The organism is Paenarthrobacter sp. TRD_SC_7 (genome assembly GCF_056156245.1).
Genome location: NZ_CM149587.1, coordinates 745404 through 759109, shown reverse-complemented (window position 1 = coordinate 759109; position 13706 = coordinate 745404). Strand labels below are relative to the sequence as shown.

The window sequence follows — 13706 nt, the reverse complement described above, 5'->3', positions numbered from 1 at the left end:
ATGACTGCCATCCAAACTGAAACAACCGTCGATTCCTCGCCTGAAACCACGGTGGAGCACGTGCTCACCCTCGACTGTCCCGAAGGTCCCGGAATCGTGCACGCCGTCTCCGGCTTCCTGTTGGAACACGGCTGCGACATCATCGACAACAAGCAGTTCGGGGATCGCGCCGAGGGCCACTTCTTCATGCGGGTGCACTTCGCGTCCGACGGCGACATTTCCACTGTTGATGCGCTGCGGGCCGCCTTCGCTCCGGTAGGCGAGAAGTACGGCATGACCTGGCAATTGGAGCAACAGGGTTACAAGCGCCGCGTGCTGATCATGGTCTCCAAGTTCGGGCACTGCCTGAATGACCTCTTGTTCCGCGCACGGATCGGAGAGCTCCCCATCGATGTGGTGGGCGTCGTTTCCAACCACACGGACCACCAGGGTTTGGCAGAGTGGCACGGGATTCCGTTCTTCCACGTGCCTGTCACGGCTGCCACTAAGCCTGCTGCCGAGGGGCGCTTGCTGGAGATCATCGACGAGCTGGATGTGGAACTCATTGTCCTGGCCCGGTACATGCAGGTCCTCAGCGACGACCTGGCACGCAAGCTGGATGGCCGCGCCATTAACATCCACCACTCGTTCCTGCCTAGCTTCAAGGGTGCCAAGCCCTACCACCAGGCCTATGCGCGTGGCGTGAAAACTGTGGGTGCCACTGCCCACTACGTGAACGGCGAGCTGGACGAAGGTCCCATCATCGCCCAGCAGGTAGTGGAAGTGGACCACACGTTCGGGCCGGACGATCTCGTAGCCGCCGGCCGGGACACCGAATGCAAGGCCCTCAGCAACGCCGTTCGCTGGCACTGCGAGGGGCGGATCATCCTGAATGGGAACAGGACGATCGTGTTGAAGTAGGCCCGAGATGGCAGCTCACCCCCATGTTCAACCGCAACATGGGGGTGAGCTGCCATTTCGACGCAAGGTTTGAAGGGGCTTAGCCGTTCACCGCGTCGATCCACACGCCGATGATCCACGTACTGGCCGCAGCACAGGCGAGTCCGAACTCCACCAGGATGCCGATGCCGGTCGCTTTCAGCGCAGCGCCGCTCGAACGCACAGCCGTGCGGAAGTCACGGGTCCGCTGTACTTCACTGAGAAGAAGCCCGACCGCGAACCCCACGAAAAGCCCCACCACGGGAATGACGAACATTCCCACAACACCCAGGACCACACCGATCAGCACCGACCTGTTGGGAATGCCGTGTTGTTTCAGCTTCCGCCCGGTGAGCACGGCGCTCGCCGCCATCCCAGCCACCACGAACACCATTCCAATGGCGAAGATGACCCAGCCGAGGGGACCCGCACCTCCCCAGATGGCCCAGGCCAGCAGGCTCGCGCCAATGAGGATGCTCCCGGGGAGCACGGGAATGATGGTTCCGGCGACACCTACCGCAATGGCCAGGCCGCACAGGATGGTCACGATAAGTTCGGCATTCATGGCCCCAAGTCTATGGGCCGCTTGGTCGGACGGCGGCGCAGCCAGGCCGGCTTAACCACAAACGACGGCGACGCTCCCCAGCACGGGAGGCGTCGCCGTCGTCGGTCTTGCGTTGGTAACCGCTACTCGGTCACTGCAGCCGCAACAGCCGCGGTGACGGCCGGTGCCACTCGGGCGTCCAGCGGGCTCGGCACGATGTAATCCGCGGAAAGGTCTTCCGCGGCCAGTTCAGCGATGGCATTGGCCGCGGCGATCTTCATGGCAGGCGTGATGCGGCGGGCCTTGGCGTCGAGTGCGCCGCGGAAGATGCCGGGGAAGGCCAGCACGTTGTTGATTTGGTTCGGGAAGTCGCTGCGGCCCGTAGCAACGACTGCTGCGTACTTCCGGGCAACCTCGGGAAGAACTTCCGGGTCCGGGTTGGAGAGGGCGAACACGATCGACTGGTCGTTCATGAGCTTCAGGTGCTCTTCGTCCAGCTTGGAAGAGGAGACCCCTACAAAAACGTCTGCGCCCGTCAGACCTTCACCCGGACCACCGGTGATGCCGCGCGGGTTGGTCCGCTGGGCCATGCGGGCCTTGACGCTGCCGGGGTCAGCCACGAGGTCGGCACGGTCAGCGTTGACCACGCCCTTGGAGTCGAGCAGGATGACGTCCTCGATGCCAACAGCAAGAAGAATCTCGGCAATGGCGATACCTGCGGCGCCTGCGCCGGAGACAACTACTTTGAGGCCGGAAAGTTCGCGCTGGGTCACCTTGGCAGCGTTGGTCAGGGCGGCAAGAACCACGACGGCGGTGCCGTGCTGGTCATCGTGCATGACCGGGCAGTCCAAGGCTTCGATGAGACGCTCTTCGAGTTCGAAGCAACGCGGAGCCGAGATGTCCTCAAGGTTCACGGCGCCGAAGCTCGGGCGGAGACGGACCAGAGTCTCGATGATCTCGTCCACGTCGGTGGTGTTGAGCACCAGTGGGATGGAGTCGAGGTCGCCGAAGGACTTGAACAGGGCAGACTTTCCCTCCATGACCGGCAATGAGGCGCTGGGGCCAATGTTGCCGAGACCCAGAACGGCTGTGCCATCGCTGACCACAACAACCAGGCGTTCAGCCCAGGTGTGCGTGCGGGCAAGTTCGGGGTTGGCATGGATCGCGCGGCTGACCTGCGCGACGCCCGGAGTGTATGCGATGGAAAGGTCGCGCTTGTTATTGAGCGGAACGGTGCTGGAAATGGTCAGCTTGCCGCCTTCGTGGGCGGCGAAGATCTCTTCTTCGCTCAGTACCAGGGCGTCGTTATCAGTTGCAATTGTCTCAATGGACACGTCTTTGTCTCCTCAGGCTAGCCGTGAACCCACGGCACGATTCGGGCAGGAACAGAACTGCTGGTGCGGACCAAGGGTGACTGGTCCGGCATTGCTTCTGCAGATAGGGGGCTGCTAGCCGCTTCGGTGTTTCCAGCCTAGGGAAGCCCTGAGGGTACAAGATTCAATACCAAGAGAGATGATTCGAGAGTAAAACGTTCAACCAGCGCAGATTGTGACCCACGTCATGCGAAAAAACGTGTTCTGACAACACTCCGGTCTAGACCAGCAGGACTTTCACTCCTCGCCAGTGAGCAGCGTGCACGCTTTCTTAAGATCCTTCTCGGCCTCAAACAGCGAGAGCCGGCGGCAGCGGACCGCCTGCACCAACCCACTCACCAAGTGCAACAGGATCCGGGCCCTGGCGGTGTCCCTGCCGGCGTCCTGGCTCAGTGAGCCAACCACTTCCTCGGACAGGGCATCAATTTCGCGCAACAGCTGCGCCGTGTCATCGTCCTTGCCGGCGGGCCGGATGAGGCAGTGTTCCACGGCCGGCTGCATGACCCGCAAGTGGAAGATCTCCATCATCAAACCCGCGAGGGCGTGCCCTTTGCCTTCACGCAGTCGGACGCCATCGCGGAGTTCCCGCAGTTGCTGCCGATAGACCGCCAGCATGAGGTGTGCCGTGGAGGGAAAGTAGCGATAGAGCGTCCCAAGTGGAATATCAGCGCGGGCAGCAACGTCAGACAAGCTCAAGGTATCGAACTGCCGCTGGGCAAATCCTTCGGCCGTCTTCAGGATGCGGGCATAGCGCAGCTGCTGCCGAGGAGTAGTTGGCGCGGCAGCCATGCGGGGAAGCCCCGTGGTCAGGTCAAGGGAGTAGGGTTCCAGTGAGTTTGATGCGGGCATTTCCGGCGATCTCTTGGCAGGCTGACAAGGAAACGGCCGGCTGGGTCAAGGACCGCGGCTGGCCGATCGCATCAATGATACGGGAGCAAAATGACCGTTTCCTGAGAGCTCCCTTTGCACCATGAGCCCATGCCGCTCCCGGCTATCGACCCTGCAGGCACATACACTTCATGCAGGTTTGGATGGCGTACCGGGAGGAACACACATGGGGACATTACGACGTCGGATTGCAGCGACGCTACTGACCGCCACTATGGCGGCCCTGGCACTTAGCCCCCTACCGGCGTCGGCCGCGCCCAGCAACGGGCCCGACCCCGTACTCAATGGTGAAGCGTTCGTCGGCAAGAAACTGACTGCGGAAATCGGCCCCTACACGTTCTATGGTTGCGGAGGCGGCAAAGGCCCGGACTTCACGGTCTACTGGACCCGGGATGGCTTCCTCGTGGCAGGCGAAACAACGCGGAGCTACGTCCTTGAGGCGGATGACACCGGCGCCCGGATGGCCGCGCACGTAACTGCAAGCAAAACGGCCTGCGGTGGAGAATCCCTGCACAGCAACGAAACCAAGCCTGTAGGTGCCGTTAACCGGGCGGCAGGTTTCACAGGACGCAGCTTCGAACTCTTGACCCGCGCCAATGACGGCGCGCTGCTGCTCTATGGTCGCACCGGCGCCGCGTGGGATCCTGCCCGAACCGTGGGCTACGGCTTCAACATCTTCAACGTCGCGTTCTCCCCCGGTGACTTCGATGGTGACCGCAAAAGCGACATGATTGTCCGTGACTCCGTTGGCGGGCTGTACCTCTTCGGCGGTGACGGCGCAGGCGGTTGGAAACCGGCCAAAGCGATCGGCAACGGGTGGAACGTGTTCGATTCCATCATCGGCCCGGGCGACTTCAACGGTGACGGCCACAACGATGTCCTCGCAAGAGAACCCGGCGGCGCCCTGTATCTCTACCCAGGCAATGGTGCCGGAGGCTGGTTGGCGCGAACCGCCGTCGGGACCGGATGGAACGCCATGGACGCTTTGGTAACACCGGGCGACTTCAATGGCGACGGCAATGTGGATGTACTCGCGCGTGACCGCAACGGCTACCTGTTCTTTTATGGGGGCAACGGTGCAGGCGGCTGGACACGGTCCTGGATGATTGGCGTCGGATGGAACGCACTCAAGTTCGTAGGCGGTGCCGGCGACTTTAACGGCGACGGCTTCCCAGATGTTTACGGGGTAGACCCGCAGGGTCGCTTGCTTGCCTACTACAGCGACGGCAGGACCGGATGGAAGGGTTTCAATGCTGTCGGCGCTGGCTTCGGGTGGTTCACAGCAATCTTCTAGGGAGATCCCAGACGCGGTACCATTAGCCACATAAAGTCTGGGGAGGACACTATGTTAGCTACATCACGCCCTACGTCTGGCGTGCGCCGGGCAATGGCCGGATTAGGGGCTGCTATTTTTGCAGCGGTTGTCCTGGCCCCCGCTCCCGCAATGGCCACCATGGACCCGGAACCTCCCGTGATAAGCGGTGCTCCTTATGTTGGTTCCACACTCACGGTTACCTGGGACTACATGGCCTACAAGGGCTGCGCCCAAGCCTCGGGTCCGGATACCCGCATCTACTGGACGCGCGATGGTGAAGTGGCGACGGACCACCCCACCTGGCCCGACTATGTCCTCACCGAAGAAGACCGCGGCAAGACCATAGCCGCACACCTGGTGGCAAACCATCCCTGCGAAGGCTTGGAAGTCGCCAGCGAGGAAACCGCACCGATTTCTGCGTCCAACCGCCCGAATGGATTTACCGGCCGCGGCGCGTTCGAGCTTCTGGCCCGCCGATCCGACGGCGCCCTGATGATGTACCCGCGGGTATCCAACAGCTGGGAACCGGCTCGGACCGTGGGCGCCGGCTGGAACATCTTCCCCACAGTGCTCTCCCCCGGCGACTTTGACGGCGACGGCAGCAATGACGTCCTGGGCAGGGACTCGGCCGGCGGCCTTTACCTGTACAGCGGCGATGGTTCGGGCGGCTGGAACGGTCCCCGGAAAGTTGGCACCGGTTGGAACATCTTCACGTCGCTGGTGGCCCCCGGGGACTTCAACAGCGACGGCACCAACGACATCCTGGCCCGCGATGCCAATGGAATTCTTTACCTCTACCCCGGGGACGGGGAGGGCGGATGGCTGCCCAGGTCCGTGGCCGGCCAAGGCTGGAACGCCCTGAACGCGATCATCACCCCCGGCGACTTCGACGGCGACACAAACGTTGACGTCCTGGCTCGCGATGCTTCCGGCTACCTGAGGCTCTACAGCGGAAACGGCATAGGTGGCTGGAACGGCATGACCGTTGTTGGTCAAGGCTGGAACGGCATGAGCAAGATCGGCAGCGCAGGCGACATCAACGCCGACGGCAGCCTCGACGTCTTTGCCGTGGACGGCTCGGGCCAATTGCGCGCCTACTACGGCAACGGCAATGCCGGCTGGGCTGGGGCTGAAGTGGTGGGCTGGGGCTGGGGCGGGTTCACGGTCCTGTTCTAGGCCTAAGCCACGCTCTTGATCTTCACCACGAACACTGCTCCCAAGAGGCCGATCACTGCGGCGGCTACATACAGCGAGACGTAGCCGCCCCAGTACTGGACGAATGGGAGCGCGATCACCGGGGCCAAGACTTGCGGCAGTGAGTTGGCGATATTGATGACACCCAAATCCCGTCCGCGATCCATGGCTGTAGGCAGGACTTGGGTGATGAGTGCGAAGTCCACCGCGAGGTAGGCTCCGAACCCGATTCCCAGCACCAGCGCACCGGTCAGCCCTCCGATCCATGTCGGCGCAAAGGCCAAGATCAGCGACGCGACGGCAATGATGACGGACGAGGCGATAACCAACGGCTTTCGCTTGCCCATTCGGTCACTCAACCGCCCACCTAGCACGCTGGTGATAATCACGGTTACGGCGTATAGCCCGGTGAGGATGAGGACACCGAACTCGGGCTCAATACCCTCGGTTTCCTTCAAATGCACGGCATCGCTGAGGAAGAACAGCAAATAAAGCGTGACCATATGATTACCCGTGCTGACCAACAGCCTGGTCAGCCATGCCCACGCGAAATCCGGGTGGCGTTTTGGCGAAATCCAGAAGCCCTTGAGGAACTCTGCCAGGTTGAAGGGCGGACGTTCGGTTGGTGGAAGCTGCTGATCGTCATTCTTGAAGAGGTAAAGCACGACGCCGGCGAGCAACGCTGCAGCGCACAGCCAGTAACCGGCGGCAAAGTTTCCAACAACGACCGCCGCGATCACCGCGCCGATCAGAATGCCCACTGTCTGCCCCATTGCGGCCAGTCCGCCCACAGTTCCGCGCTGTGGAACCGGGACGCGGTCCGGAACGGCCGCGGTGATAGCGGCATACATGGCGTTGGCTCCGGCCTGCACCAGACACCAAAGCACGGTCATGGCCGCGACGTTGGGAGCGCCGGCCAAAGCAACGAGCGCGACAGCTGCCAGGATGGCGCCCATCACAACCCAGGGAACACGGCGACCAAACCGGGAGGTAGTGCGGTCGCTGAACGCCCCGAAGAGCGGGTTTGCCACCATGGAAACGGCCGCACCACAGCCAGTGACCAAAGCCAGGATCGCTTCCTTCTGGCCTTCATCGAAGTGGGCCGCCTGCTGTCCGAGAAGAACTTGGAGGGGGCCAAAGAACGCTGCGTTGATGCCCAGGTTGACCAGAACAACGCCGGTGACCCAGATCGGCCGAACTCGGGTAACAGGCTCGGACAGTGCCGTGGTGGTTCCGCCACGGACTACTGCTGGATCCGGCACCGGGCCCGGTAGATCGGACAAGCTCATAGCAGGTTCCCCCTCATATCAATGTTTGGATTCAGCCTAGCGCGGTGGAGCGACACTGAACCGCCGTCGCACTTTTTATCCACATAGGCCGAAACATCTCCCGCGGCAACCGTGACGCGCGCGTTAGTGTGGCCTCAAACCGATAGAGGAGCAGCACTATGAGCGAGCAAGTAAATACCGCCGATCTCTACGACGAACGCGGCGAGGAACTGGAATCCATAGCCGTCCAGTTTCAGAATTTGGGTGGCCACACACACTTCAGTGGGCCTGTCCGCACTATTCGATGCTTCGAGGACAACGCCCTGGTGAAGACCGTCCTGAGCACTCCCGGGGACGGAGCCGTTCTGGTCATCGATGGCCAGGGGTCGCTGAGGACAGCGCTCATGGGTGACATGATCGCGGAAAGTGCCGTAGCAAACGGCTGGGCGGGCGTAATTATCAACGGAGCCATCCGCGACCGCGAGGCCATCGCCCGCCTGCCCTTGGGCGTCAAAGCTCTGGGCAGCAACCCAAAAAAGAGCGCTAAGACAGGAGTGGGCGAGGTGGACGTTCAGCTGGTGATCGATCGCGTGCGGGTCCAGCCCGGCGTGATGATCTTCTGCGACCCGGACGGCATCCTCGTGGAGCGCTGATTCTCTCAGCAGGTGCCGATCTAGAAGCAAAGTGGAAGAAATATTCTCCCGACAGGAATCAACCGGGCAGTAGGATAGTTACTGAAAGCAACTATCCTGCTTAATCCACTTTTCTGCCACCTCTGGAGAAGATATGTCCAAAACCGCGCCCGTACGGGCAGCCGGAGAGGTCCTGACCCATCGTCAGACGCTCACCGTCATGGTGGGACTCATGCTCGGCATGTTCCTGTCCTCGCTGGACCAGACCATCGTGTCCACGTCCATTTACACCATCGCCAACGACCTTGACGGCTTATCCCTCCAGGCGTGGGCCACGACGGCGTACCTCATTACGTCAACTGTGAGCACCCCGCTCTACGGCAAGCTCAGCGACATTTTCGGCCGCCGACCGTTGTACCTGGTGGCCATCGTGATCTTCCTGGCTGGTTCCCTCTATGCGGGATCAGTCCACTCCATGACTGAGTTGGCCATAGCCCGCGGTATCCAGGGCCTTGGCGCCGGTGGCCTGCTGGCGTTGGCGCTCACCATCATTGGCGACATCGTGGCGCTGAAGGACAGGGCAAAGTACCAGGGCTACTTCATGTCCGTTTTCGGCATTTCTTCGGTTCTCGGCCCGGTGATTGGCGGTGCTTTTGCGGGCTCATCCAACATTCTGGGCTTCGACGGCTGGCGCTGGGTCTTCTTCATTAATCTGCCCATCGGGCTCGCTGCCCTTGTTGTTGTCTTTATGTACCTTCACCTGCCGGCGCGGCACGTGAAGCAAAAGATCGACTACTGGGGTGCGGCGGCCATCACCTTGGCAATTGTGCCGTTGCTGCTGGTTGCAGAGCAGGGCCGCGTTTGGGGTTGGGCCTCCGGCGCATCCTGGCTCTGCTACGGCATCGGCGTCATCGGCATCGTCGCGTTCCTCCTCGCTGAGAAGCGTGCCGGCGATTACGCACTGATTCCGTTGCGCCTCTTCAAGAACATGACGTTCGGGCTGTCATCGCTGCTGAACTTCATCATCGGCATCGGCATGTTTGGTGCTATTGCCATGCTGCCCATGTACCTGCAATTGGTGAAGGGCCTCACGCCCACAGAGGCCGGCCTGATGATGATCACCTTTACTGTGGGCATCCTCTTTGGGTCCATTTCGGCAGGTCGAACCATCTCCTCATCAGGCGTGTACCGGATCTTCCCCATCATGGGCACGGCTGTGCTGGCTGCTGCAGCCACGGTCATGGGGTTGGTTCTCGGCGTCGATACCGGGCTGTGGGTTCCTGGCCTGATCGCTGTCTTCTTCGGCGTGGGACTGGGGTTCTGCATGCAGCCGCTCACCCTTGCCATGCAGGTCTCGGTCCCGCCCAAGGATATGGGCGTGGGTACCTCGACAGCGGCGTTCTTCCGCTCGATGGGTGGAGCGGTGGGCACAGCGGTGTTCATCTCCATGCTCTTCAGCACGGCGGCCGACAAGATTGCCGACGGCATGAAGTCTGCCGCTTCCAACCCGGATTACCAAGCGGTCATGAAGGACCCGGCTGTGGCCTCCGACCCCGCCAACGCCAAACTCTTCGACTTCTTCAAAAACGGCGCCAACAATGAGTCGCTGAACGACACCAGCTGGCTCCACACGGCAAACAGCACCCTGACGCGACCGATCACCGAAGGCTTTGCCCAAGCAATCGACATCGTCATGCTCACGGCTGCCGGGCTCATGCTCCTTGCCTTCCTTATCAGCTTCGCCTTGCCCAACAAGAAGCTGACGGACCCCAAGGTCGCAGCCAAGGAATCCGTTCCGGCGCACTAAGTTCACGGGTACCAAGAACGGCAGGCAGTCCTCGGACCGCCTGCCGTTCTTGTTTTAAGCCGTTCGCTTTCGGCCGATGGATTCTAGTAGGAAGCCCCGATAAGCTCGGTGGCCTGCTCCAGATCACCCCTAAGGTCACGGTCCCCCACATCGGACGGCAGCGTGAAACCTGCCTGCATCATGGCGCGCAGCCGGGGGCTGGCGAACTCATCAGCTCGCCGCCCCTGCAGACGCAGGGCCCGTGAAGCACAAACAAGCTCGACGGCGACAACAGCGGCGAGTGCGTCCGCCGTCGATTCCAACTGGGCGGTGGCCACGCTCGCAAAGCTGGCATCCTCCTCAGCCCCGAGTGACAGCACCACGGTCTGCAGACTTACCGGCTGGGCATTGGCACGGATCCGACCGACGGCAGCCGCAGCCACATATTCGAGCATCATCACCCCGGACTGGCCGGATCCGTCCTCAGCCAGGAAGGGGTGGAGGCCCGTGTAGTTCGGGTCGCAAAGGAGGTCAATCCTGCGCAGGTGAGTGGCGCACGCCGCGCCGATGGCAAGCTGCAGGGTATCCACGCGGCGGGCAAGGTTGGTCATCTGAAAAAGACCATGGTGGGCGACATCGTTCGTGTCGTCGGACGGCGAGCCGTGAACGAGCGGATTCTCATTACCTGCTGTGACGAGACGGCTCAACAAGGCATCCAATGCTTCAAGCTCTTCGGCTTGGGAACCAAAGATCTGGGGCAATGTCCGCAAACAGTAAGGATCCTGGATTCGGGCGGCCTCGCCGATGCCGTGAACCATGCCATGGAACATGTTTGCAGCCGATGCCACTGCTGAAGTGTCCGCTACTGCCGCTACTGCCGGGCTCAGCGCCTCGGAGTTGCCCGACATCGCAACGAAAGACAGGGCCGCCACTGACGCTGCATTGTCCAAAAGCCTTGACAGTTTTTGGTGACCCAAGACCGCTTGACCGATAGTCAGTGCACTGGAGCTGATGAACGGAAGGGCGTCGGCAGTAGCCCAACCATCCAGTCGGAACGGAACCTTTCCTCTGTCCATGGGCGCACGTTCTCCCAGCATCGTCAGGGCCGTGCCGGCAAGCGCCTGCAGGTCGGCCGTCCCGATGCCACCGAACTCGCGGACTTCCGGGACGACGTCGGTGTTGATGAGTTCCACCAACGCTTCGGCAATCGTGGGGTTGATTCCAGATCCCCCGGAAGCCAGTTGGCTGAGCCTGACAACCAACATCGCACGAACGGTCCTGCGATCAAGTGGCCTTCCCGCATCGACTGCGTGGCTGCGGAGAAGCTTCAGACCGTGCGTGTCTCCGCCATCGCCTTCCGTCAGGGAAACTGTGCGGTTCGCCCCGACCCCGGTCGACCGGCCATAGACTGGACGCCGCAACGCCGTAGCTTCCGCCGACTTCCGCGAATTGTCCATACGGGTAACCGCTTCCGGAGCCAAGGTGACGTCTTCGCCGTCGGCTACCGCTACGACGTCGGCCATGCCCAGCGACAAGCCATCGATCACTATCATGAACCGATCCTTTCTAGTCAGTTTCCGGCGCCGTGCAATAGAAGCAATCCTCCGGACAACAGACCTGGGTTTGTTCGATGCGTGCGCCATCCCTAAAGGAGGGTTTATCCCGGTCCGTTGCATGAGCCTGAGTATCTGGTTCGTTCAGTGGCAATGATTGTGCTCTCATCGTCCACCTGGGGTCAATTGAAACCCGTCCTCAATGTGAAAGAGCTTCCGAATCCCGGTCTTGGAAAGGACCCAGAGAATTGTTCCGTCGGCGGTTCGATCAGCCACAGTCCCCCGAAACGGATTGTGGCCGCGCTTTGTCATTGTCACCTGCGCTCCGATAGTGACTGACGCCCACACTGCCGGGCTCTGCCTGTCCATGGTGTGTTTCCTGGCTTTCAAATGGATGTGCTGAACGTGTACATACGGCTGTTGCCCTGGTTGCCCCAGGACGGCTGTGCAAAGGTGCCTTGCACAAGCCGTCCTGGGACTTATTCGATACGCTGCTAACGCGTGCTTGCGGTCTCGTTCATGGGGATGCGGACGCCGCGTTCGTTGGCGACCTCGACGGCGCGGTCGTAGCCGGCGTCGACGTGGCGGATGACGCCCATGCCGGGGTCGTTGGTCAACAGCCGTTCGAGCTTTTCCGCGGCCAGGTCGGTGCCGTCAGCCACGGAAACCTGCCCGGCGTGCAGGGACCGGCCAATCCCGACCCCGCCGCCGTGATGGATCGAAACCCAGGTAGCACCCGAAGAGGTATTGATCAGCGCGTTCAGCAACGGCCAGTCAGCAATCGCGTCGGACCCGTCAGCCATGGCCTCGGTCTCCCGGTACGGAGACGCGACCGAACCGGAGTCCAGGTGATCACGACCGATCACGATCGGGGCCTTGACCTTGCCCTCCTTGACCAACTGGTTGAACAACAACCCGGCCTTGGCCCGCTCACCGTACCCGAGCCAGCAAATACGTGCCGGCAAGCCCTCGAACTCCACCCGCTCCGCCGCAGCATCCAACCACTTATGCAGGTGCTTGTTCTCCGGGAACAACTCCTTGATCGCCGCATCGGTCACGGCGATGTCTTCCGGATCCCCCGACAACGCGACCCAGCGGAACGGGCCAAGACCCTCGCAAAACAACGGACGAATATACGCCGGAACGAAACCGGGGAACTCAAACGCCCGCTCGTACCCGCCCGTGCGGGCCTCATCACGGATGGAGTTACCGTAATCAAACACCTCAGCCCCGGCGTCCTGGAACTCCACCATCGCCTGGACCTGACGTGCCATCGAGGCCTGGGCCTTCTTCGTGAAGCCTTCCGGATCCGCCCCGGCCTCAACATGCCACTCGGCCACGGTGATGCCCTCCGGCAAGTAACTCAGGGGGTCGTGCGCGGACGTCTGGTCCGTGACCACATCAAAGGTCACCTCGCCGGCCTTATGCCGGCGGAGGAGTTCGGGGAAGACCTCAGCGGCGTTGCCCACATACCCCACGGACCAGCCGCGGCGCTCATCCTTCGCGGCCTGGACCTTCCTGATCGCAGCATCCAGATCCGTCTCGACCTCATCCAGGTACCGCTTCCCGGCCCTACGGCGCAGGCGGGTCTCGTCGACGTCCACAATCAGGCACGCACCATCGTTCAGCGTGACGGCCAGCGGCTGCGCGCCGCCCATGCCACCACAACCACCAGTCAGGGTCAGCGTGCCAGCCAGCGGGCCCTCCGTAGAACCCGCCGGAGCCGGGGCGGGGTGACGGCCCTCCGCAGCGAGCTTGTTCCCCACCGCGGCGAAGGTTTCGTACGTGCCCTGCAAGATGCCCTGGGTGCCGATGTAAATCCACGACCCGGCCGTCATCTGCCCATACATCATCAAACCCTCAGCCTCAAGCCGGCGGAACTCGGGCCACGTCGCCCAATCCCCCACCAGGTTCGAGTTCGCCAACAACACCCGGGGAGCCCACTCATGGGTGCGGAACACACCCACCGGCTTGCCCGACTGCACCAGGAGGGTTTCGTCCTTCTCCATCGTTTCCAGCGTCCGGGTGATCGCATCAAACGCAGCCCACGACCGGACCGCACGACCCGTACCGCCGTACACCACCAAATCATCCGGACGCTCAGCAACCTCCGGATCCAGATTATTCATCAACATGCGCAACGGCGCCTCGGTCTGCCACGACTTGGCAGTAAGCTCAGTACCCCGCGCGGCCTTAACCGGACGGGCACCAGAAGTGAAATCGGCAGTCATTCTT

The 13706-nt window shown here is 61.9% G+C and carries 11 protein-coding genes; 5 read left to right on the top strand and 6 right to left on the bottom strand.

Features of this window, described 5'->3' with window-relative positions; all coding sequences use genetic code 11:
- Positions 1 to 900, top strand: a complete 900-nt coding sequence (gene purU / locus AC0J5Z_RS03805; protein ID WP_475037547.1) for a formyltetrahydrofolate deformylase — start codon at positions 1 to 3, stop codon at positions 898 to 900.
- 79 nt (positions 901 to 979) lie between these two features.
- On the opposite strand, the gene AC0J5Z_RS03800 is transcribed toward purU, so the two are convergent.
- The 3 genes from AC0J5Z_RS03800 to AC0J5Z_RS03790 all read right to left on the bottom strand — a co-directional run bounded on the left by AC0J5Z_RS03800 (position 980) and on the right by AC0J5Z_RS03790 (position 3684).
- Complete coding sequence (locus tag AC0J5Z_RS03800; protein ID WP_475037546.1) at positions 980 to 1483, bottom strand: DUF456 domain-containing protein; 504 nt, start codon at positions 1481 to 1483, stop codon at positions 980 to 982.
- Between the two features lie 122 nt (positions 1484 to 1605).
- A complete protein-coding gene (locus AC0J5Z_RS03795) occupies positions 1606 to 2796 on the bottom strand; it encodes an NAD(P)-dependent malic enzyme (protein ID WP_475037544.1) in 1191 nt (396 codons plus the stop codon).
- 276 nt (positions 2797 to 3072) lie between these two features.
- Positions 3073 to 3684, bottom strand: coding sequence for a TetR/AcrR family transcriptional regulator (locus AC0J5Z_RS03790; protein WP_475037542.1), 612 nt, complete (start codon positions 3682 to 3684; stop codon positions 3073 to 3075).
- A 205-nt stretch (positions 3685 to 3889) separates the two neighbouring features.
- Between AC0J5Z_RS03790 and AC0J5Z_RS03785 the strand changes: the two genes are divergently transcribed.
- Together AC0J5Z_RS03785 and AC0J5Z_RS03780 are read left to right on the top strand one after the other, a co-directional pair.
- Entirely contained in the window at positions 3890 to 5017 is a 1128-nt protein-coding gene (locus tag AC0J5Z_RS03785) for an FG-GAP repeat domain-containing protein (protein ID WP_475037541.1), read from the top strand.
- A 51-nt stretch (positions 5018 to 5068) separates the two neighbouring features.
- Positions 5069 to 6214, top strand: coding sequence for an FG-GAP-like repeat-containing protein (locus AC0J5Z_RS03780; RefSeq protein ID WP_475037539.1), 1146 nt, complete (start codon positions 5069 to 5071; stop codon positions 6212 to 6214).
- Between the two features lie 2 nt (positions 6215 to 6216).
- Here the strand turns inward: AC0J5Z_RS03780 and AC0J5Z_RS03775 are convergent, their stop codons facing one another.
- Complete coding sequence (locus AC0J5Z_RS03775; protein WP_475037536.1) at positions 6217 to 7521, bottom strand: MFS transporter; 1305 nt, start codon at positions 7519 to 7521, stop codon at positions 6217 to 6219.
- A gap of 158 nt (positions 7522 to 7679) precedes the next feature.
- Between AC0J5Z_RS03775 and rraA the strand changes: the two genes are divergently transcribed.
- Both rraA and AC0J5Z_RS03765 read left to right on the top strand, forming a co-directional pair.
- Positions 7680 to 8153 carry a ribonuclease E activity regulator RraA gene (gene rraA, locus AC0J5Z_RS03770; protein ID WP_475037534.1) on the top strand — a complete coding sequence of 158 codons (474 nt, stop codon included), beginning with the start codon at positions 7680 to 7682 and terminating at the stop codon, positions 8151 to 8153.
- 133 nt (positions 8154 to 8286) lie between these two features.
- Complete coding sequence (locus AC0J5Z_RS03765; RefSeq protein WP_475037532.1) at positions 8287 to 9939, top strand: MDR family MFS transporter; 1653 nt, start codon at positions 8287 to 8289, stop codon at positions 9937 to 9939.
- An 83-nt stretch (positions 9940 to 10022) separates the two neighbouring features.
- On the opposite strand, the gene AC0J5Z_RS03760 is transcribed toward AC0J5Z_RS03765, so the two are convergent.
- Positions 10023 to 11471: an aromatic amino acid lyase gene (locus tag AC0J5Z_RS03760; protein ID WP_475037529.1), complete on the bottom strand. Its 1449-nt coding sequence runs from the start codon at positions 11469 to 11471 to the stop codon at positions 10023 to 10025.
- Positions 11472 to 11965: 494 nt separating this feature from the next.
- Positions 11966 to 13702, bottom strand: coding sequence for a urocanate hydratase (locus tag AC0J5Z_RS03755; protein WP_475037527.1), 1737 nt, complete (start codon positions 13700 to 13702; stop codon positions 11966 to 11968).
- Positions 13703 to 13706 lie beyond the last annotated feature (4 nt).

Bases quoted from the DNA above. Each gene is read 5' to 3' on its own strand.
- purU (WP_475037547.1), top strand. From the start codon at position 1: ATGACTGCCATCCAAACTGAAACAACCGTCGATTCCTCGCCTGAAACC.
- AC0J5Z_RS03800 (WP_475037546.1), bottom strand. From the start codon at position 1,483: ATGAATGCCGAACTTATCGTGACCATCCTGTGCGGCCTGGCCATTGCG.
- AC0J5Z_RS03790 (WP_475037542.1), bottom strand. From the start codon at position 3,684: ATGCCCGCATCAAACTCACTGGAACCCTACTCCCTTGACCTGACCACG.
- AC0J5Z_RS03785 (WP_475037541.1), top strand. From the start codon at position 3,890: ATGGGGACATTACGACGTCGGATTGCAGCGACGCTACTGACCGCCACT.
- AC0J5Z_RS03780 (WP_475037539.1), top strand. From the start codon at position 5,069: ATGTTAGCTACATCACGCCCTACGTCTGGCGTGCGCCGGGCAATGGCC.
- AC0J5Z_RS03775 (WP_475037536.1), bottom strand. From the start codon at position 7,521: ATGAGCTTGTCCGATCTACCGGGCCCGGTGCCGGATCCAGCAGTAGTC.
- rraA (WP_475037534.1), top strand. From the start codon at position 7,680: ATGAGCGAGCAAGTAAATACCGCCGATCTCTACGACGAACGCGGCGAG.
- AC0J5Z_RS03765 (WP_475037532.1), top strand. From the start codon at position 8,287: ATGTCCAAAACCGCGCCCGTACGGGCAGCCGGAGAGGTCCTGACCCAT.
- AC0J5Z_RS03760 (WP_475037529.1), bottom strand. From the start codon at position 11,471: ATGATAGTGATCGATGGCTTGTCGCTGGGCATGGCCGACGTCGTAGCG.
- AC0J5Z_RS03755 (WP_475037527.1), bottom strand. From the start codon at position 13,702: ATGACTGCCGATTTCACTTCTGGTGCCCGTCCGGTTAAGGCCGCGCGG.